Source organism: Bradyrhizobium sp. AUGA SZCCT0431 (assembly GCF_018131065.1).
In the GTDB taxonomy this organism is placed as follows: Bacteria; Pseudomonadota; Alphaproteobacteria; order Rhizobiales; family Xanthobacteraceae; genus Bradyrhizobium.
The window spans coordinates 16104-33357 of the sequence record NZ_JAFCLR010000037.1 but is presented as its reverse complement, the minus strand read 5'-3'; the positions used below and the strand labels follow the sequence as shown (position 1 = coordinate 33357).

Annotated in this window: 19 protein-coding genes; 10 read left to right on the top strand and 9 right to left on the bottom strand. The window is 63.6% G+C overall.

Going from position 1 to position 17254, the window contains the following annotated elements:
- Positions 1-51: 51 nt before the first annotated feature.
- Positions 52-876 carry an SDR family NAD(P)-dependent oxidoreductase gene (locus tag JQ567_RS28845; RefSeq protein ID WP_212441961.1) on the top strand — a complete coding sequence of 275 codons (825 nt, stop codon included), beginning with the start codon at positions 52-54 and terminating at the stop codon, positions 874-876.
- Here the strand turns inward: JQ567_RS28845 and JQ567_RS28840 are convergent.
- Positions 826-1059, bottom strand: a complete 234-nt coding sequence (locus JQ567_RS28840; RefSeq protein ID WP_212442010.1) for a hypothetical protein — start codon at positions 1057-1059, stop codon at positions 826-828. The two genes, JQ567_RS28845 and JQ567_RS28840, sit on opposite strands and share 51 nt — an antisense overlap.
- A 206-nt stretch (positions 1060-1265) precedes the next feature.
- On the opposite strand from JQ567_RS28840, the gene JQ567_RS28835 reads away from it, so the two are divergent.
- Positions 1266-1487, top strand: a complete 222-nt coding sequence (locus JQ567_RS28835) for a hypothetical protein (protein WP_212295341.1) — start codon at positions 1266-1268, stop codon at positions 1485-1487.
- A 130-nt stretch (positions 1488-1617) separates the two neighbouring features.
- Positions 1618-2688 (top strand): putative sulfate exporter family transporter, encoded by a 1071-nt coding sequence (locus tag JQ567_RS28830; RefSeq protein ID WP_212441960.1) that lies wholly within the window; start codon positions 1618-1620, stop codon positions 2686-2688.
- A gap of 19 nt (positions 2689-2707) precedes the next feature.
- On the opposite strand, the gene JQ567_RS28825 is transcribed toward JQ567_RS28830, so the two are convergent.
- The 4 genes from JQ567_RS28825 to JQ567_RS28810 all read right to left on the bottom strand — a co-directional run bounded on the left by JQ567_RS28825 (position 2708) and on the right by JQ567_RS28810 (position 6089).
- Entirely contained in the window at positions 2708-3454 is a 747-nt protein-coding gene (locus JQ567_RS28825; RefSeq protein ID WP_212441959.1) for a hypothetical protein, read from the bottom strand.
- A 316-nt stretch (positions 3455-3770) separates the two neighbouring features.
- Complete coding sequence (locus JQ567_RS28820; protein ID WP_212441958.1) at positions 3771-4574, bottom strand: amino acid ABC transporter ATP-binding protein; 804 nt, start codon at positions 4572-4574, stop codon at positions 3771-3773.
- Entirely contained in the window at positions 4571-5233 is a 663-nt protein-coding gene (locus tag JQ567_RS28815) for an amino acid ABC transporter permease (protein ID WP_212441957.1), read from the bottom strand. Before JQ567_RS28815 ends, JQ567_RS28820 begins: the two co-directional genes overlap by 4 nt.
- Before the next feature lie 13 nt (positions 5234-5246).
- Positions 5247-6089 (bottom strand): transporter substrate-binding domain-containing protein, encoded by an 843-nt coding sequence (locus JQ567_RS28810; RefSeq protein ID WP_212442003.1) that lies wholly within the window; start codon positions 6087-6089, stop codon positions 5247-5249.
- Positions 6090-6428: 339 nt separating this feature from the next.
- Here JQ567_RS28810 and JQ567_RS28805 point away from each other — a divergent pair, with 339 nt between their 5' ends.
- From JQ567_RS28805 to JQ567_RS28775, 7 genes are all read left to right on the top strand, one after another.
- Positions 6429-7346: an NAD(P)-dependent oxidoreductase gene (locus tag JQ567_RS28805; protein WP_212441956.1), complete on the top strand. Its 918-nt coding sequence runs from the start codon at positions 6429-6431 to the stop codon at positions 7344-7346.
- 23 nt (positions 7347-7369) lie between these two features.
- Positions 7370-7720 (top strand): RidA family protein, encoded by a 351-nt coding sequence (locus JQ567_RS28800; RefSeq protein WP_212412190.1) that lies wholly within the window; start codon positions 7370-7372, stop codon positions 7718-7720.
- Between the two features lie 66 nt (positions 7721-7786).
- Positions 7787-9016: a pyridoxal phosphate-dependent aminotransferase gene (locus JQ567_RS28795; protein WP_212442002.1), complete on the top strand. Its 1230-nt coding sequence runs from the start codon at positions 7787-7789 to the stop codon at positions 9014-9016.
- Positions 9013-10689, top strand: a complete 1677-nt coding sequence (locus JQ567_RS28790) for a thiamine pyrophosphate-binding protein (RefSeq protein WP_212441955.1) — start codon at positions 9013-9015, stop codon at positions 10687-10689. The genes JQ567_RS28795 and JQ567_RS28790 overlap by 4 nt, the downstream gene beginning before the upstream one ends.
- Positions 10686-11960 (top strand): FAD-binding oxidoreductase, encoded by a 1275-nt coding sequence (locus JQ567_RS28785; protein ID WP_212441954.1) that lies wholly within the window; start codon positions 10686-10688, stop codon positions 11958-11960. Before JQ567_RS28790 ends, JQ567_RS28785 begins: the two co-directional genes overlap by 4 nt.
- Before the next feature lie 28 nt (positions 11961-11988).
- A complete protein-coding gene (locus tag JQ567_RS28780; RefSeq protein ID WP_212412187.1) occupies positions 11989-12738 on the top strand; it encodes an aspartate/glutamate racemase family protein in 750 nt (249 codons plus the stop codon).
- A gap of 110 nt (positions 12739-12848) precedes the next feature.
- Positions 12849-13550, top strand: coding sequence for a GntR family transcriptional regulator (locus JQ567_RS28775; RefSeq protein WP_212441953.1), 702 nt, complete (start codon positions 12849-12851; stop codon positions 13548-13550).
- 498 nt (positions 13551-14048) lie between these two features.
- Here the strand turns inward: JQ567_RS28775 and JQ567_RS28770 are convergent, their stop codons facing one another.
- From JQ567_RS28770 to JQ567_RS28755, 4 genes are all read right to left on the bottom strand, one after another.
- A complete protein-coding gene (locus JQ567_RS28770) occupies positions 14049-14816 on the bottom strand; it encodes an alpha/beta fold hydrolase (RefSeq protein ID WP_212441952.1) in 768 nt (255 codons plus the stop codon).
- 120 nt (positions 14817-14936) lie between these two features.
- Complete coding sequence (locus JQ567_RS28765; RefSeq protein WP_212441951.1) at positions 14937-15704, bottom strand: enoyl-CoA hydratase/isomerase family protein; 768 nt, start codon at positions 15702-15704, stop codon at positions 14937-14939.
- 12 nt (positions 15705-15716) lie between these two features.
- Entirely contained in the window at positions 15717-16622 is a 906-nt protein-coding gene (locus tag JQ567_RS28760) for an amidohydrolase family protein (RefSeq protein ID WP_212441950.1), read from the bottom strand.
- Positions 16619-17230, bottom strand: a complete 612-nt coding sequence (locus JQ567_RS28755; protein WP_249165792.1) for a carboxymuconolactone decarboxylase family protein — start codon at positions 17228-17230, stop codon at positions 16619-16621. Before JQ567_RS28755 ends, JQ567_RS28760 begins: the two co-directional genes overlap by 4 nt.
- Between the last annotated feature and the right edge of the window lie 24 nt (positions 17231-17254).

The window sequence follows — 17254 nt, the reverse complement described above, 5'->3', positions numbered from 1 at the left end:
CGGATGCCGCCCCCGATCACACTGACACATTCACATCCAGGAGAAGACATCATGACATCCAGCGACGGCGCACGGACGCTCAGGGGCAAGGTTGCATTGGTGACCGGCGCGGGCCGCGGGCTCGGCCGCGCCTTCGCGGAAAAACTGGCTGCGATGGGCGCCGACGTCGCGATCCATGGCATGCGCGAGAACGGACCGGCGGAATATGGCGAGGGATCGACGCTGACGGCGGTCGCGGAAGATATCGCCAAGGCGCACGGCGTGCGCACCACTCGCGTGCTCGGAGATCTTACATCCAGTGTAGACATCACCCGCGTGGTCGAGACCACGACGCGAGAACTGGGGCCGATCGAGATCCTCGTCCACAATGCCGGCGGCGACATCGCGGCCAAGGGCGGCAAGCCGGATCCGAACGACGCCATCGGCATCAAGGAAGAGGACGTGCGCGCGGTGCTCGATCGCAACCTGCTCAGCACGATCCTGACCTGCCAGGCGGTGGCGCAGGAGATGATGAAGCGGCGCCAGGGCCGCATCGTCACCATCGGCTCGGTCGCGGCCTTCAAGGGCCGCACCAACGGTTCGATCTATGCCGTCGCCAAAGCCGGCATGACGCATTACACGCGCTGCCTCGCCGATCAGCTGCGCGCCTACGACATCAATGTGAACTGCATAGCGCCCGGCGACACCCGCACCGGCCGCTTCATGGGCACGCGCGCGGTCGACCAAAATCGTCTGGTCGAAACCGGCACGCTCGACCGCATCGCCACCGTCGATGAAGTCGCGCGCGTCGTCGAAATGTTCGCGGGGCCCCTGGGGGCGTTCGTCTCAGGACAGGTGCTGCGCGTCGATGGCGCCGGGCAGTGCTGGGCGGCCTGACGCCCGTTCTCTCAACTGGTCAAATTCGCCGGAATGGTAGGTGGCGCCGTCAGGCGTAACGATTTCGACGTCCCAGCAGCCGTCCGATATCAGTTCATCGGCTTTTTTCATCGCGGCCAGCACCGACTCCCGCCGCAAGGTCACGGTTCCCGACGTATCGAGCGCGGTAATGAGAAATACCATGGACGGCTCCTGTTTCGGATTCGCACCAGTGTGGCTGGGAATACGGCCGGGTCAAGCGGCATGAATTGTGGGCCAGGAGAAGAAAACCCTACCCCGGAACGGCGGCGGGAAAAGGGCTTCCACGTTCTGGCCGCAGATTGCATACCGCTACCCTTGCTTCCGGGCCGAACTGGGCGACATTAGGGGCTCGTTCAATGGAAACCGTCATGAGCCCGCCCGCCTTCGATCCTTTTGGAGAACTGGTCCCGACCGCCGATTCGGCGGCCGCGCCGGAGCGTGCGCCGAGCTGGCTGAAATCGGCCGGTGTCGGGCTGTTCTGGGGGTTGGTCGGCGTCATCGTGCTGGCACGCGCGATGTACTTCGAACCGGGCGCTTTCAGCTTCGGGCAGGCCGTGGCGTGGGCGCAGGGCCTGTTCGGGTTGCTCTAGGGCACGCACGCGATGAGCCCGCCCCGGTTGAAGCGGGAAGAAAAATACTCTCCCCATCTCGCTGAATCGAAAATTTATTGGTGAAGCCGAGCAGGCCGGCGCATAAACTGTTCTCCAAAACGGGGGGCATGTGCCGCAACAACACCACGAGACGGACGGGAGAAGGCCGGACCCTGGCGCTTTCAGGCGCAGCCTGGCCCTGATTCCCGGCATCGCACTTTGCGGCGCGATCACCGCCGTTTCGCTGGGCGCCCAGCTGGTTGAAGAGCGCATCTTCGCCCACCCCTATGTCGAAGCGCTCGTCATCGCCATCCTGCTCGGGATGGCGATTCGCACTGCCTGGCACCCCTCCGAGCGCTGGCGCTCCGGTATTGCCTTCAGCGCCAAACAGCTGCTCGAGGTCGCCGTCATGCTGCTCGGCGCTTCCGTCAGCTTTGCCGCGATCGTGGCGTCCGGCTACCTTCTGGTCGCGGCGATCGTCGCCACTGTCGCCATCATGCTGGCGGTCAGCTACGGCCTCAGCCGGATGCTCGGCCTGCCGACCAAACTGTCGATCCTGATCGCCTGCGGCAATTCGATCTGCGGCAATTCGGCAATCGCCGCGGTGGCGCCCGTGATCGGCGCCGATGGCGACGATGTCGCCTCGTCGATCTCCTTCACCGCGATCCTCGGTGTCTTGATGGTGCTGGGCCTGCCGCTCCTGATCCCGTTGCTCGCCCTGTCCGCGACGCAATACGGCATTCTGGCGGGTCTTACCGTCTATGCCGTTCCGCAGGTGCTGGCGGCAACCGTCCCCGCCGGTATCGTAGCCACGCAGATCGGCACGCTGGTGAAACTGGTGCGCGTGCTGATGCTGGGGCCGATCGTGGTCGGGCTCTCGCTCGTCGCCGCGCACCGCCGCAAGCGCCATGCCGACGCGACCAGGGCGGTTGCGATCAGCCCGTTCAAGCTGGTGCCGTGGTTCATCATCGGCTTTCTGGTGCTCGCCGCGCTGCGCTCGCTTCAGCTCGTGCCTGATATCGCGGTCGCGCCGGTGACCAAAACCGCGGCCATCCTCACCGTGCTGTCGATGGCAGCCCTCGGGCTTGGTGTCGATGTGCGCGTTCTCTCAACGGTCGGCGGAAGGGTCACCGCCGCGGTCACGCTGTCGCTGCTCCTGCTGCTCGGCCTGAGCATCGGACTTGTTCATTTCTTCAGATGAGGCGAGCCGTCAGAGTGGCCTACGCCATTCTCATTCCGTCGGACAAGATCGCCTGCAGTCTGGGATCGCTTACTGCGAAGAACGCGGCTTCTATTCGTGCGGTCAGGCTCGGCTGCAATAGCCATTCACCAACTCTTTTGGCCGCCTCCTCGTGGCCCTCCAGGCAGGCAGAGTGGAGATAGGTCTTATCCCGCTCCTCGATCACATACTCGCGCAACGCGGCCATATGGATGGCAGCGGCCGGGTCCTCGGCACCGGCCCAATTGTGCAACAGCCGATCGATATCACCGCCTGCGGTCACAACTAGCGTCACGACGCTCCTGATATTGAAGGCGATGCGATATCCAACAGGCTCCAGGTCGAGGCGGGTCAGGCTGTCTTTGAGGAATGCATCGAAGAAGCGGTCGATGCTCTCCACCTCCGCTCGAGGCCACTTGTTCCGGTAGTCGGCCTGGCCAAGCCGGCGCAGGCAAATATCCAGTCCGATGTGGTCAGGGTAATCATGCGCTGCGATCAGCTCGAAATAACGCGGCAGGAAGTAGCGTAGCTCCCGGGCGACCTGATCATCGTCATAGTCATGCGCGGAGTTGGTGTACTCGGCCAGCAGATCGGGCGGGATTGACCGCAAGGGCGTGTTGACCAGCTGTCGCTCTTCCTCCTCGGTCATGCAGCAACGGCAATGGCACACGATGAGGTCACGGCCCAGTCGATACGCGCCGAAGACCCGGTAGGCTTCCTCGATGGCGACCGTTAATTCTGATGGCATGCTACAAGACGTTTGCTGATGAGTTCACAGAACTAGCACAAAATCCTGCTCAAGACCGTGGCCAACGCCTTCGATGCGGTTGGCGTTCTCCATCGAGATCAAAGGGAGGCTGTCCGAACCAGCCGGGATGCCCGCGTTCCCCGCCGGTTCTATAGGGGTGATTGATGGTACGAAAGACCGCTACCGCCTTTCCCCACACAACACAAATCTGCGATATTTCCTCCAATCGTCCCGCCTAAAGCGTAAGAAACTCCAATAGTAGGTTCAAATCCCGGAGGCACAACCACCGATACCGACACTCGCCGGTGGTCGACATTTAGGGCGCAATGACGCCCCCCGCATTCGGCACAATCGTCCGCTGGTGAAATCGATTCAGGAACGCAATCAGCCGAGGATTTTGCGGCCGATGGATCACGCTCGCGGCGGCGCCGATCTCCGCCATCACGCCCTCGCTCATGAACCCGACCCGATTGGACACGTCGGCTGCGAACGCCATTTCGTGGGTGACCAGGATCATGGTCATGCCGTCGGCGGCAAGCTTGCTGATCACCGCGAGGACTTCGCCCACGAGTTCCGGATCGAGCGCCGAGGTCACCTCGTCGAACAGCATTACATCAGGCTTCATGGCAAGCGCGCGCGCGATCGCCACACGCTGCTTCTGACCGCCGGACAGCCGGCTCGGAAAACTATCCGCCTTGTCCGCCAGCCCGACCTTGGCCAGCAGGTCGCGACCAAGTTCCTTCGCCTCGGCCCTGGCCATGTTCTTCACCTGCACCGGACCTTCGATAACGTTGTCGAGCGCCGACATGTGCGGGAACAGATTGAAGTGCTGGAATACCATGCCGACATCGCGGCGCAGCAGTGCGAGCCGGGTCTTGTCGGGCCCTCGCTTGCCATCGCCGAATGCGAAGTGATGGGAGCCGATCGCGAGTTCACCGTTCTGCGGCAATTCAAGCAGATTCAAGCAGCGCAGGAACGTCGACTTGCCGGAGCCGCTGGCGCCGATCAACGTCACGACCTCGCCGCGCGCGACCGAGAGAGATACGCCTTTCAACACCTGGTTGGTGCCGAAAGCCTTCTGGATATTACTTGCGACGAGGATCGGAGGCGCTTGCGTCATCGGTGCGCCCCCATGCGCTGCTCAACCTGATCGGCGACAAGGGTAAGCGGAAACAGCACCACGAAGTAAAGCACGGCAATGGTGGTATAAACCTCCAGCGGCCGATAGCTCGCCGCCGTTATCACCGAGCCCTGATAGAGCAGATCGCCGACCGCAACGGTCGACACCAGCGAGGTGTTTTTCAGCTGCATGATGGTCTGGTTGATCAGCGACGGGACCATCACCTGAACGGCCTGCGGGAGTACGATACGCCGAAAAATCTTGCTCTGTTGCATGCCGATCGCGTGACCGGCTTCCCACTGACCTCGATCAATGGCCTCGATGCCGCCACGAAAGATCTCGGCATAGAACGAGCCGGCATACAGCGAGAGTGTCAGGAAGCAGGCCGTGGTCGCCGACATGTCAACACCGATCAGAACCGGCAGGGCATAGTAGACCCAGACCAACTGAACCAGCAGTGGCGTACAGCGAAACACCTCGATGTAGGCGCGCAGCGGGATCGAAACCCAGCGCGGCCCGGCGGTGCGCAGGATACCAACGGCGAGCCCGATTGCGAGACCGGCGAGAACGGTGACCAGCGTGTAAAACACGGTGACACCGAGCCCTTGCCAGATCAGACCCCAGTACGGTCTGAGCGCTGCGAAGTCCCACGCATACATCGTTGATGTCTCGTCAGAATTGAACTTCGGGCGGAATGTCATCCGCCGCGAGGCCAATGGCCTCAAAGCCCTTCAGCATCCATTCGCGGGTCTGACCCATGGCCCGGTTATAGTCCGCCCAGGCGCTGAGAAAGTCCTTGTAACGGCGATCGGACTCCGCGCGAATGCCCATGTTGGTCGGGAGTGTCAGCAGCGGCCGCGGGATCACCAGTTCCCCGAGATTCGGATTCTTCTTCAGCGTGGACACGGCGAGCACGGCGAGAGAAACGTTGCAATCGGCGCGGCCGGTTGCGACCGCCAGGATCGCCTCATCGCGGTTCTTGAAGCCGAGGATCGTAGCCTTGGGACAATAGCGTCGCGCGATCATTTCATGGGTGGAGCCGATGTCGACGGCGACCTTGACCTCGGGCTTGTTGATCTCTTGCCAGGTCTGCGGCTTGGCAAAGCCCTTGCGGGTAATGACCGTGAAGGAGTGGACCAGGATGGGGGTCGAAAAGTCGATCACCAGCGCGCGTTCCGGTGTCGGGTTTACCGCAAAAGCGAGATCCACCTTGTCGCCTTGCAGGTCCAGAATCTGGTTACCCCAGGTCGATTCGACGGTCTCTACTTTTGCGCTCAACTTGGCGGCGATGTCGTTCGCCATGTCGATGCAGGCGCCCGACCATTTACCAGTCGGCAAATCCTTGTGGAAGTACGGCTCCTGGCCGACGATGACGGCGACGCGCAGCACGCCGTTGCGCTTAATGCGCTCCAGCGTGGAGCCCGGAGCTGCCGTCTGGGCAGCAGCCAGATTAACTCCGGCAGCCATGGCGACGCCGGCCAATGCAACACTCGTGAAGGCTTCCCTACGATTCATGGTCTGAACCCCGCTGAAATCTTGCCCTCGGCGCTCCTGCCCATGGGCCCGCCAAACTATTTCTGTATTCAGGATGAAATGCAAGACGGGATTTTATAAAAATGACTATGGCTACGGCAGCTCCAAATCGCCGCTCAATTTATACGCAATAGCTGAAAATGGCTCAGTTTAGACGCGTTGCGGCACGACAAATCCCGCTTGCCATTGGAATTCAATTCTGAATACAGTAGTGAGCGCAGTTAGCCGCGACGCCGACGAATGACTGCCGATCGTCGCGCCGCCTGCCCGGCCCAGCCTGGCCGAAATTGATCAGCTTTTGGATGATTGAAGGAGAGACCGTTGCGAGCCGTATTCGTCGACGCCAATGAAACCCTTGCTGCGGTCACCGAAAGACTGGTGCGTGCGGATGATCCCAAGGTGATCGTCAACCGCGATGCGTCGGTGACGCCGGAGCAACTGCCGTCCGTGCTCGGCGGAGCCGAGATCGCGATCATCGACCATACCCATCTGCCGGCGGAGATCGCCGGGCAATGCCAGGGCCTGAAGCACGTGGTGTTTCTCGGCACCGGCGCCCGCAGCTACATGAACCCGGAGGCGCTCGCCGAACTCGGTATCGCCGTGCACATCATCAAGGGCTACGGCGACACTGCGGTGGCCGAATGCGCCATCGCGCTGATGTGGGCCGCCGCCAGGGGTTTTGCGCGGATGGACCGAGAGATGCGCGCCGGCAACTGGCTGCGCTGCGACGGCATCGAACTGACCGGCAAGACAATCGGCCTGATCGGCTTTGGCGGCATCGCTGCGCAGGTGGCGCGGATCGCCGCCGGCTCCGGCATGAAGGTGCTGGCATGGAATCGCACGCCGAAGACGCATCCTGGCGTAGAGTTCGTGACGCTGGAACGCTTGCTCGCCGAGAGTCATGTCGTCTCGCTGCATCTGCTGCTCAATGACGATACCAAGGATTTCCTGTCCGCAGAGCGCATTGCAGCGATGCGTCCAGGCGCAATCCTGATCAACACCGCCCGCGGCGCCGTAGTCGACGAAGCCGCGATGGTCGCAGCGCTGCGCTCCGGCCAGATCGGTCACGCCGGCCTCGATGTGTTCGTCACCGAGCCGCTGCCGGCCGGGCACGTGCTGACCACGCTGCCAAACGTCACGCTGTCCGCCCACTCCGCATTCCGTACGCCAGAGGCTAGCGACAATCTCATTGGAGCAGCGCTCGATCACTGCCGCCGTATCGTCACCACCGGCCGTTGAAAATTGCAGAAGGAATGACGTCCATGTCGAGCATCGTTCGCATTGATCAGAACGCCCGGCGCAGCCGCGCCTCCGTGTTTGGCGATCTGGTTTTCCTCGCCGGCCAAGTCGCCGACGACAAGAGCGGGGATATTGCCAGCCAGACCCGCGAGGCGCTGGCCAAGGTCGACGACATGTTGGCGCGGGCCGGCACCGACAAGTCGCGCGCACTCAGCGTGCAGATCTGGCTGAAGAGCATGGACGATTTCGAAGGCATGAACGCTGTTTACGACGCCTGGGTGGTGCCGGGCGACACGCCGACGCGCTGCTGCGGCAAGGTCGAACTGGCCGATCCCGCTTATCGCGTCGAAATCGTGGTGATCGCGGCGCGTTGATTCCGCGCCAGAACCACGGCGCCGCCGTATGGAGGTTCCATGTCGTTCTCGTCAAGTGCGCTTTCGATGTCACCCTTGGCATCGGTCGATTCCGGCTTCCGTCCGGCGCCGCGCCTTCGCTCTATCGGTGTCTCGGAAATCCTGCGGATCGGAGCCATCGCCACCCGTCTGAAGCGCGAGGGCCGGCCTGTCATCGTGCTCGGCGCCGGCGAACCCGATTTCGATACGCCTGATCACGCCAAGGCGGCGGCCGAACAGGCCATTCGCGCCGGCCAGACCAAATATACCGTGCTCGACGGCACCGCAGAGCTGAAGGCGGCGATCGCCGGCAAGTTCAGCCGCGAGAACGGACTGAACTACGCCGCCGACGAGATCACCGCCGGTGCCGGCGCCAAGCAAATCATTCACAACGCCTTCATGGCGACGCTGAGTGCGGGGGATGAGGTGATCCTCGCCGCACCCTACTGGACCAGCTATGCCGACATGGTGCTGATCGCCGACGGCACGCCGATCAATGTGACCTGCCGTGAGGAGAACGGTTTTCGCCTCGACGCCGGCGATCTTGAAGCCGCAATCACGCCGCGCACCCGCTGGCTGTTGCTGAACTCGCCGTCCAATCCGACCGGGGCGGCCTATTCGGAAGCCCAGCTCCGGCCGATTCTCGAGGTGCTGAAGCGCCATCCGCATGTCTGGCTCATATCAGACGATATCTATGAGCATCTCATCTACGACGGATTGCCTTTCGTCACTCCCGCCCGGCTCGAGCCCGGCCTGAAGAACCGCACGCTCACCGTGAACGGCGTCTCCAAGGCCTACGCCATGACCGGCTGGCGTCTCGGCTATGGCGGCGGCCCGAAGGAACTGATCGCCGCCATGGCCGTCGTGCAGAGCCAGAGCACCACCAATCCGTCGTCGATCAGCCAGGCCGCAGCCATCGCCGCACTGTCCGGACCGCAGGATTTTCTGATTGAACGCCGCATCGCGTTCCAGCGGCGCCGCGATATCGTGGTCGACGGGCTCAATGCCATCAACGGCATCAGCTGCCGTCGCCCGGAAGGCGCCTTCTATGTCTTCGCAAGTTGCGCTGGACTGATCGGCAGGCACACTGCCGACGGCAGCGTGATCGACAGCGACGCTGCGTTCTGTCGTTATCTGCTCGAACGGCACAATGTCGCCGTGGTTCCCGGCAGTTGCTTCGGGCTCGCGCCCTATATCCGCCTGTCCTATGCAGCATCCGAAGCGAACCTCATCGAGGCGATCGGACGCATTTCGGCAGCCGCCATGGAGTTGTCATGACCAAGCCGCCACTCATCAACAGCCGCACCGGCGGCCAGATCCTGATCGACCAGCTCGTTATGCAGGGCGTCGAGCGCGTCACCTGCGTGCCCGGCGAAAGCTATCTCGCCGCACTGGATGCATTGCATGACAGCCCGATCGACGTGGTGATCTGCCGCGCCGAAGGCGGCGCTGCGATGATGGCCGAGGCCTATGGCAAGCTGACCGGACGGCCCGGCATCTGTTTCGTCACCCGCGGCCCGGGCGCAACCAATGCCAGCCATGGCGTGCACATTGCCATGCAGGATTCGACGCCGATGATCCTGTTCATCGGTCAGGTCGACACCGGCATGCGCGAGCGCGAGGCGTTCCAGGAGGTCGACTACAAGGCGGCATTCGGCACGCTGGCAAAATGGGTCGTGGAGATCGACCGGCCGGACCGAATTCCGGAATTGGTGGCACGCGCATTTCGTATTGCCATGCAGGGCCGGCCCGGCCCGGTGGTGATCGCACTGCCAGAAAACATGCTGGCCGAGCAGGCTACCGCGATCGACGCGCCGCGCGTCGTACCAGCGAAGGCATGGCCGGCGCCCGCCGATATCGCCAAGCTCGGAATCATGTTGGCGGCAGCGAAGCGGCCGATCGTCATCCTCGGCGGCTCGGGGTGGGACGCAGACGGGTGTAGTGCGATCGCGCGCTTTGCCGAACGTTTCGATCTGCCGGTCACGACATCGTTTCGCCGCGCTTCGCTTTTTCCGGCGGAGCATCCGAACTATGCCGGCGATCTTGGCATCGGTCCCGACCCTCGCCTGAAGGCTCGCATCGCCAATGCCGACCTGATCCTGCTGGTTGGCGGCCGCCTGTCGGAAATGCCGTCGTCGTCTTATGCGCTGCTCGAGATCCCCTCGCCGCGGCAGGCGCTGATTCATGTCCATCCGGGCGCCGAAGAACTCGGCCGCGTCTATCAACCACAGCTCGCCATTCAGGCAAGCCCGGCGGCATTTGCTGCCGCCCTCGACGATCTGAGGCCGACCGCGCCGCCGGCCTGGTCGGGCGAAGCTGCCAGCGCCCACGCCGACTATCTCGACTGGACCGCAACGCCGCGCACGCTGCCCGGCGACTTCCAGTACGGCGAAGTGGTGGCTTGGCTACGCGACCGGCTGCCGAAGGATGCCATCGTCTGCAACGGCGCCGGCAACTATGCCGGCTGGCTGCATCGCTTTCATCGCTTTCACACCTTTGCCGCTCAGCTCGCGCCGACTTCCGGCTCGATGGGTTATGGCGTGCCGGCGGCGGTGATCGCCAAGCGCCAGCATCCGGAGCGCGTGGTGGTGGCGTTTGCCGGCGACGGATGTTTCCTGATGAATGGTCAGGAGTTCGCGACCGCCGCGCAATATGCTGCGGCGATTATCGTGATCGTCGTCGACAACGCCCAGTATGGCACCATCCGCATGCATCAGGAACGCGACTATCCAGGCCGCGTGGTCGGCACCCAATTGCAGAATCCGGACTTCGCGCTCTATGCCAAGGCGTTCGGCGGTCACGGCGAGCGGGTCGAGCGGACCGAGCAATTCGCACCCGCATTCGAACGCGCGCTGGCCTCCGGCAAGCCCGCGATCCTGCACTGCCTGCTCGATCCGCGCGCGCAATCGCATGCGAAGGATTTCGTGCCACAGCAGGTTGCAGCCCCATGACCGAGCCCGCCCGCCGTCACATCGCCATCATCGGAGCCGGTGCCATCGGCGTGATCAGCGCCATCGAGTTGCTGCGAGATGGTCATCGCGTCACGGTCATCGAGCCCGCAACGCCGGGTGGCGAACAGGCGGCGAGCTATGGCAATGCCGGCTGGCTATCGACACATTCGGTGATTCCGCCGGCCATGCCGGGAACCTGGAAGAGTGTACCGAAATTTCTGAACGACCCGCTCGGCCCGCTCGCAGTCAGCTGGAGCTATCTGCCGAAGGCGTTGCCCTGGCTGGTGCAGTATCTGCTCTCGGGCTGGACCGATGCACGCGTCGAGGCGACGGCGCGCGCGCTCCGCCCGCTATTGATCGATGCACCGGCCCTGCACAGGAAGCTCGCCGAGGAAGCAGGCGTTGGTCACCTGATCGAACGCCAGGGCGTCATGCACGTCTATCCGTCGCGCGCGGCGTTCGACGCCGATGCCCTGGGGTGGAGCATCCGCAAGCGCGTCGGCGTGACCTGGATGGAACTCTCCGCAGACGAGATGCGGCAGCGCGAGCCGGATCTGCATCCGCGCTATCAGTTTGGCGTGTTGGTCGAGGAAGCCGGTCGTTGCCGCGATCCCGGCGGTTATGTCGCGGCCCTCGCCGATCACGCTCGTTCGCTGGGCGCGGAATTTGTCGCTGCGACGGCCAGGGGCCTGCGGCAGGCGAACGGCAAGCCGGTGTCGGTGCTGACGGACAAGGGTGAAGTGACCTGCGACGCGGTGGTGGTTGCCGCCGGCGCCCATTCGAAGCCGCTGGCGGCGTCGATCGGCGACCGCCTGCCGCTGGAAACCGAGCGCGGCTATCACGTCATGATCGAAAGCGCCGAGACCGGTCCGCGCACATCGATGATGGCCTCCGACGCCAAGATGGTGGTGAACTGGACCGACCGCGGCCTGCGCGCTGCCGGCCAGGTCGAGATCGCCGGGCTCGCGGCTGCGCCGAACTGGAAACGCGCGGAGATTCTGCGCGATCATCTGCTCGGCATGTTTCCAAAACTGCCGAAAGATCTGCCGCCGGCCGCGATTCGCAGCTGGCTCGGACACCGGCCGAGTATGCCGGACGGCCGTCCGTGCCTGGGCTATTCCAGTGCCTCGCGCGATGTCGTCTATGCCTTTGGCCACGGCCATGTCGGCCTGGTGAGTTCGGCCCGCACCGGGCGCGTTGTGGCTCAACTCATCGGCGGTCGCGAACCTGAGATCCCGGTCGCGCCGTTCGATCCGAAACGCTACCTTTGATTTTCGTCGCAGTGAAGAGAACCAGACCATGACCGCACATTCGTCCCCTGTCCTCACACCGCGCATCGCCCGCGGCGGCAAGGCCATCTATGGCGCGCCGCTCGGCATCCTGATGCTGGAAGCCAGGTTTCCGAGGATTCCCGGCGACATGGGCAACGGCACGACATGGCCGTTTCCCGTGCTTTACCGGGTGGTATCAGGTGCAAGTCCGGAAAAAGTAGTGCTTAAGGGCGCGGCCGGCCTGCTGCCGGATTTCATCGATGCGGCGAAGGATCTGGTGCGGCTCGGCGCCGAAGCGATCACCACCAATTGCGGCTTCCTATCCTTGTTCCAGAAAGAGATCGCGGCTGCAACGGGCGTGCCGGTCGCGACCTCCTCGCTGATGCAGGTGCCGTGGGTGCAGGCGACCCTGCCGCCCGGCAAGCGTGTCGGACTGGTCACCGTCTCGGGCTCGACGCTGACGCCGGCCCATCTCGAAGGCGCCGGCGTGCCGCTCGATACGCCGCTGGTCGGCACGGAGAACGGCCGGGAGTTTTTTCGCGTGCTGATCAAGGCCGAGAAAGAGGACATGGACGTGGCACTCGCCGAACAGGACGTCGTGGAGGCCGGCAGACAGCTCGTCGCCAAAAATCCCGATGTCGGCGCTATCGTGCTGGAATGCACCAATATGCCGCCCTATGCGGCGGCGCTGCAGGCGGCCGTCGGCATTCCGGTCTATGATATCTATTCGATGATCACCTGGTTTCATGCGGGCCTTCGCCCCCGCGCGTTTTCCTGACCTCAGGCGGCGCCCTGCCCGTCACGGGGCCGTTGAAAACGCCGGCCCCGTGATTGCAAGCTCAACGTACATGTTCGCATAATGAAGTGTATTCGAAAGTGCATTCAGTAATGATCAAACAGCTGGAGATTTCCTCCGATAGCGTCGTCGACCGGGTCTATGAACAGCTCAAGGCGATGGCCGTGAGCTTCGAGTTCAAGCCTGGCGCGCGGGTCAACGAGGGCGCCATTGCCAGCAAGCTGGGCGTCAGCCGGACGCCGCTGCGCGAGGCACTGAACCGACTGAACACCGAAGGCTTTCTGCGCTTCATGCCCGGCAAGGGTTTCTTCTGCCGCGAGCTCGACGCCCAGGAGATCTTCGACCTGTATGAACTGCGCAAGTCGATCGAGATCGCCGCGGTCCGCCTGGCCATCAAGCGCGCCCGCGACCAGGATATCGACGCGCTGCTCACCTTCCTGCGGGACACCGGACCCGACCCAGGCGAGCGAACCTCGATGGAGCTGGTCCGGCTCGACGAGACCTTCCATGAGGGGCTCCTGAGCATGTCGAACAATGGCGAGATGCTGCGCGTGCTGCGCAACGTCAATGCGCGCATCCGCTTCGTCCGCTGGATCGACATGGATCGGATCAACCGCACCAAGACCCAGGCCGAGCATCGCGCCGTGCTGCTGGGCGTCAAGGCGCGCGACGAAGCCAAGTGCGTGCCAGTCCTCGAGAAGCACATCGATCGGCGCCTTGATCAGATCACCTCGGCGATCAAGGAAGGCTACGCTCAGATTTACATGCCCGCGGCAAAATCGGCCGAAGGCTGAGGTTCCGCGTTTGTTGAAGACGTCGGAACGTCGAACGGCATAGGGGCCGCCTTCCTGGCAAGCGCCATCAACGCTACCTATCAAGCGCTACCAGCGACCGGAGAACATCGCGGACTGGCGTACAAAATCGTACGGTTGGTAGCGAGAGAGGGACTCGGTCCAACAACGCAAAAAATATCAACGAAAACAACGATTTCAACGGCGGAGAGGCCGCCTGTGTCGTGTGTCTGTGATACAGCACCGACGCCAAAGGAGCAACATCCCGCCTTTGGGCCCTCGATCGCCTCGCCGGCCTCCCTGGTTTCCCCGGTCGCCTGCCGCGCGCTCACAACAAGTTCGATCATCGTGGGCTGCTCGCCGAGCTGGTCGTGGACGTCTGCCGGCCGACCCTTGTCGCTCGCGTGCCAAAACAGATCCGTCATGGACGAACCGGCCCCCTCACCGAACAGGATGAAACTGCGATTCCTCCATGATTGCGATTGCTATATCGTCCCGACGTCATGGCAGTTTGCGGACCCAGTCGACGATAGCATCGACGACGGCCTGCGGCTGCTCGGGGATCAACGCGTGGCCCGCGCCCGGGATAATAATGATCGTGGCGCGCGCGCCGAACTCGTCGCGGCTCTCGTACCATTTTTCCCTCGGCTTGAATGGGTCGTTATCAGGCACCAGGTCCAGCATCGGCACAGTGCCAGCCTGCCAGTACTCCGTCTGTCTGGTTGCAGCGGCAGCGACGCCCTGGCTGCGGTAGGCGGCTGGCGCCCAGCCCTTCAACCAGACCGAGGCATCGTGGCCTTCCAGGAAGAAGCCGCGGCGCAAGGCGGCGATCCGCACGTCGTCCGGCAAACGCATGTCCGCGGACTGCTGTACATCACCGCGCAGGTAGTCCGGAAACGTCTTCGCGGCTGCCGCGACAAGCACGATGCCGCGCACGAGTTCGGGATGATCGGTCGCCGTCATGCGAGCGACCCAGTTTCCGTAAGCATGCCCCGCAATGACCGCAGGCCCGGCCTTTTCGCGACTGATCACGAACGCAACGTCGCGCGCGAAATCCTGCAGACGGACGCCTTCCAACGGTCCGGTGCTGCGGCCGGCGCCCCGCGGTTGCGGTCTCAGCACGCGGAACCCGGCGCTGGCGATGCCGGCCGCGACCTCGTCGAAGTCCTCAGAATCGCGTCCGCGCGAAGGCAACATCACGACGAGCGGACCGCGGCCCTCGGCGATCAGGTCGATTGCAACGTCGTCATAGGTGACGATCTCGCGCATGCGCGGCGCCTGCGCCGCAGATGACGCCACATCGCAGGCGAGGAACACAAGGAAGATCGCCAAAGCAAGCCGACGCATCGGAGCATCGTCGGTTTCACGCACGGAAGCGATCATGGCCGATCAGAACGTCGGCTTGCGCTTCTCGCGGAAGGCGGCCTGCGCTTCCTTGAAATCCGCCGTAGTGGCGAGCATCGCGGTCTGCGACTGCTCGAATTTGTAACCCTCCTGCAAGGGCTGGTTTTCCGTGACGAGGAACGATTTCTTGGCGGCGCGCACGGCGAGCGGGCTCTTCGACGCAATCTGGCGGGCGATTCCTTGCGCCGTCTCCATGAGTTCATCGCGCGGCACCGACATTGACGCTACGCGCATGCGCAGCAATTCCTGCCCGGTGACGCGACGCGCCGTGTAGATCATCAGGCGGGCATCCGACTCGCCGAAATGGCGGCGCACATGGGCGACGCCGCCGGCGAGCACGTAATCGACCTCGGTCATCGACAGATAGGCATCATCAGCGGCGACGATGATGTCGCAACAGAGCGCCAGCACGCAGCCGGCGCCGATGGCCCCGCCGTTGAGCGCCGCGATCACCGGCTTTTCGCACTCCATGACGCAGTTGAAGGCTTCACGCACTTTACGTCCGTGGGTCGTGTAGGCGCCCGGCACGCTCGGGTCGGGGCGGTCCTTGAGGTCGGCGCCGGCCGAAAACAGCTTGCCCTGCCCCGTGAGCACGATGGCGCGAACGTCCGGTCGCTGTCCCAAACTGTCAAAAATCCGCGTGATCTCTTCCCGGAATTTTCCATTCTGGGCATTCACCGGCGGCAGGTTGATCGTGACCGTCGCGACGTAGTCGGCGACGTCAACGAGGCAGGTTTCATAGATCTCGGTCATCGTGGTTTCCTCTCAGTCAAGTGGGGCTGCGGCGTCGAACCCGTAGAGCCGTGCGGGATTGTCGACGAGAACGCGGGCGCGAAGCGCGGCGTCGCCTGTCCAGGCGTCGAACAGATCAAGCAAATGCCCGGCATCCGGCGCGGGTGACAGGCGCACATAGGGCCAATCGGAGCCCCACAACACGTGGTCGGGATTGGCTTGGACAAGCGCGTCATGAAGCGGACGCACGTCGGCGTATTCGGGCGCAGCCGACGACACCCGGCAGATTGACAATTTAGCCCAGATCCGCGCCTCGCGCAGCGCCGCGAGCAGCAGCTGAAAGCCTGGGTCGGCAACGCCGCGGGCGGGATCCGGCTTACCCATGTGGTCGAGCACGAGAGGCACGCCGAGCGGCAGCAGGCGCGGCAACCACTCGAGATATTGGGCGGTGCCGGCCCAAAGCTGGGCGTGCAGTCCGTGCTCGCGCATTCTCGGCGCCAAGGCGACGAACTGATCGAAGCCGACGCTGCCGGGGTAGCGCACGCCGCCAGGAGCGTGTGCCTCGACAAAGCGCAGGCCGACGATGTCGCCGAGCTTCCAGGCAGCGAGCGTCGCGTCGCTCACAGTTGTGTCGGCTGCGGCCACGGCCTTGAGCGCGCCCGCGGAACCGGCAATGGCATTCAGCATCGCCGACGGATCGAAGCCGTAGGGCGCCGCCTGGGTCAGGACGCCGCGCGCAAAGCCGAGTTTCGTGCGAATCTTCGCGTGCACATCGGGCGTGGCTTCGGGAAGCGCATAGACAGACGGCGCAGACGAAACGAAGCGGTCAAATGGGCCGAACACGTGGCTGTGCACATCGCACGCGCCCGGTGGAAGGGGCCGTCGCGGCGGGCTGGCGTCCGGAGCGATGATCGTTGGCGGCTGCGATGCTTCGGTCATGACTTTTCCGATATGGAAACAAGCGCCGGCGGCAATAGCGTCAACTCGCCGTTTCCGAGCTGTTTCAGCGGCGGCTCGACGCCGTCGGGAAGCGGGATCTCATGCGCGTTGAGCGTCATCGAGACCATGGTGTAGTAGCCCACGAGTGCGGTCAGTTCGACGACACCGCGCACGCCCCAGCGCTGCTCGACCTCGCGATAGGTGGTGACATCCGGCTGGCCCTGCTGCTGGAGCTGGCGGGCAAATTCGTAGACGACGGTTTCGTCGCGGGTTCCAAACTGCGGCGCCTTGCCTACGCGGATCGCTTCGACGGCGGCCGCGGCCAACCCAGCTTCGCCTGCCGCTCTGGCGTGCACCCACCACTCGATCTGGCTGGTCCAGCGCCGGCCAGTCACCAGAATCGCAAGCTCTTTCAGCAATGGCGGCAGGCACGTCTGATAGCGCAGATATTCCCCGAGGCTCGACCAGCGCGCCGCAAGTTCCGGAGAGTGGATGACGGCACGCAACGGCCCGATCAACTGTCCGCGCGGCCCAGACACGGCAGCATCGTAGACGCGACGCTGATCCGCGCTCATCTCATCCGGTGTTGGCAGTGGAATGCGCGCCATGACTTTCCTTCGCATCGCTTGATT

Coding starts and splice junctions, on each gene's coding strand:
- JQ567_RS28845 (WP_212441961.1), top strand. CDS start 52: ATGACATCCAGCGACGGCGCACGGACGCTCAGGGGCAAGGTTGCATTG.
- JQ567_RS28840 (WP_212442010.1), bottom strand. CDS start 1,059: ATGGTATTTCTCATTACCGCGCTCGATACGTCGGGAACCGTGACCTTG.
- JQ567_RS28835 (WP_212295341.1), top strand. CDS start 1,266: ATGAGCCCGCCCGCCTTCGATCCTTTTGGAGAACTGGTCCCGACCGCC.
- JQ567_RS28825 (WP_212441959.1), bottom strand. CDS start 3,454: ATGCCATCAGAATTAACGGTCGCCATCGAGGAAGCCTACCGGGTCTTC.
- JQ567_RS28820 (WP_212441958.1), bottom strand. CDS start 4,574: ATGACGCAAGCGCCTCCGATCCTCGTCGCAAGTAATATCCAGAAGGCT.
- JQ567_RS28815 (WP_212441957.1), bottom strand. CDS start 5,233: ATGTATGCGTGGGACTTCGCAGCGCTCAGACCGTACTGGGGTCTGATC.
- JQ567_RS28810 (WP_212442003.1), bottom strand. CDS start 6,089: ATGAATCGTAGGGAAGCCTTCACGAGTGTTGCATTGGCCGGCGTCGCC.
- JQ567_RS28800 (WP_212412190.1), top strand. CDS start 7,370: ATGTCGAGCATCGTTCGCATTGATCAGAACGCCCGGCGCAGCCGCGCC.
- JQ567_RS28795 (WP_212442002.1), top strand. CDS start 7,787: ATGTCACCCTTGGCATCGGTCGATTCCGGCTTCCGTCCGGCGCCGCGC.
- JQ567_RS28790 (WP_212441955.1), top strand. CDS start 9,013: ATGACCAAGCCGCCACTCATCAACAGCCGCACCGGCGGCCAGATCCTG.
- JQ567_RS28785 (WP_212441954.1), top strand. CDS start 10,686: ATGACCGAGCCCGCCCGCCGTCACATCGCCATCATCGGAGCCGGTGCC.
- JQ567_RS28780 (WP_212412187.1), top strand. CDS start 11,989: ATGACCGCACATTCGTCCCCTGTCCTCACACCGCGCATCGCCCGCGGC.
- JQ567_RS28775 (WP_212441953.1), top strand. CDS start 12,849: ATGATCAAACAGCTGGAGATTTCCTCCGATAGCGTCGTCGACCGGGTC.
- JQ567_RS28770 (WP_212441952.1), bottom strand. CDS start 14,816: ATGCGCGAGATCGTCACCTATGACGACGTTGCAATCGACCTGATCGCC.
- JQ567_RS28765 (WP_212441951.1), bottom strand. CDS start 15,704: ATGACCGAGATCTATGAAACCTGCCTCGTTGACGTCGCCGACTACGTC.
- JQ567_RS28760 (WP_212441950.1), bottom strand. CDS start 16,622: ATGACCGAAGCATCGCAGCCGCCAACGATCATCGCTCCGGACGCCAGC.
- JQ567_RS28755 (WP_249165792.1), bottom strand. CDS start 17,230: ATGGCGCGCATTCCACTGCCAACACCGGATGAGATGAGCGCGGATCAG.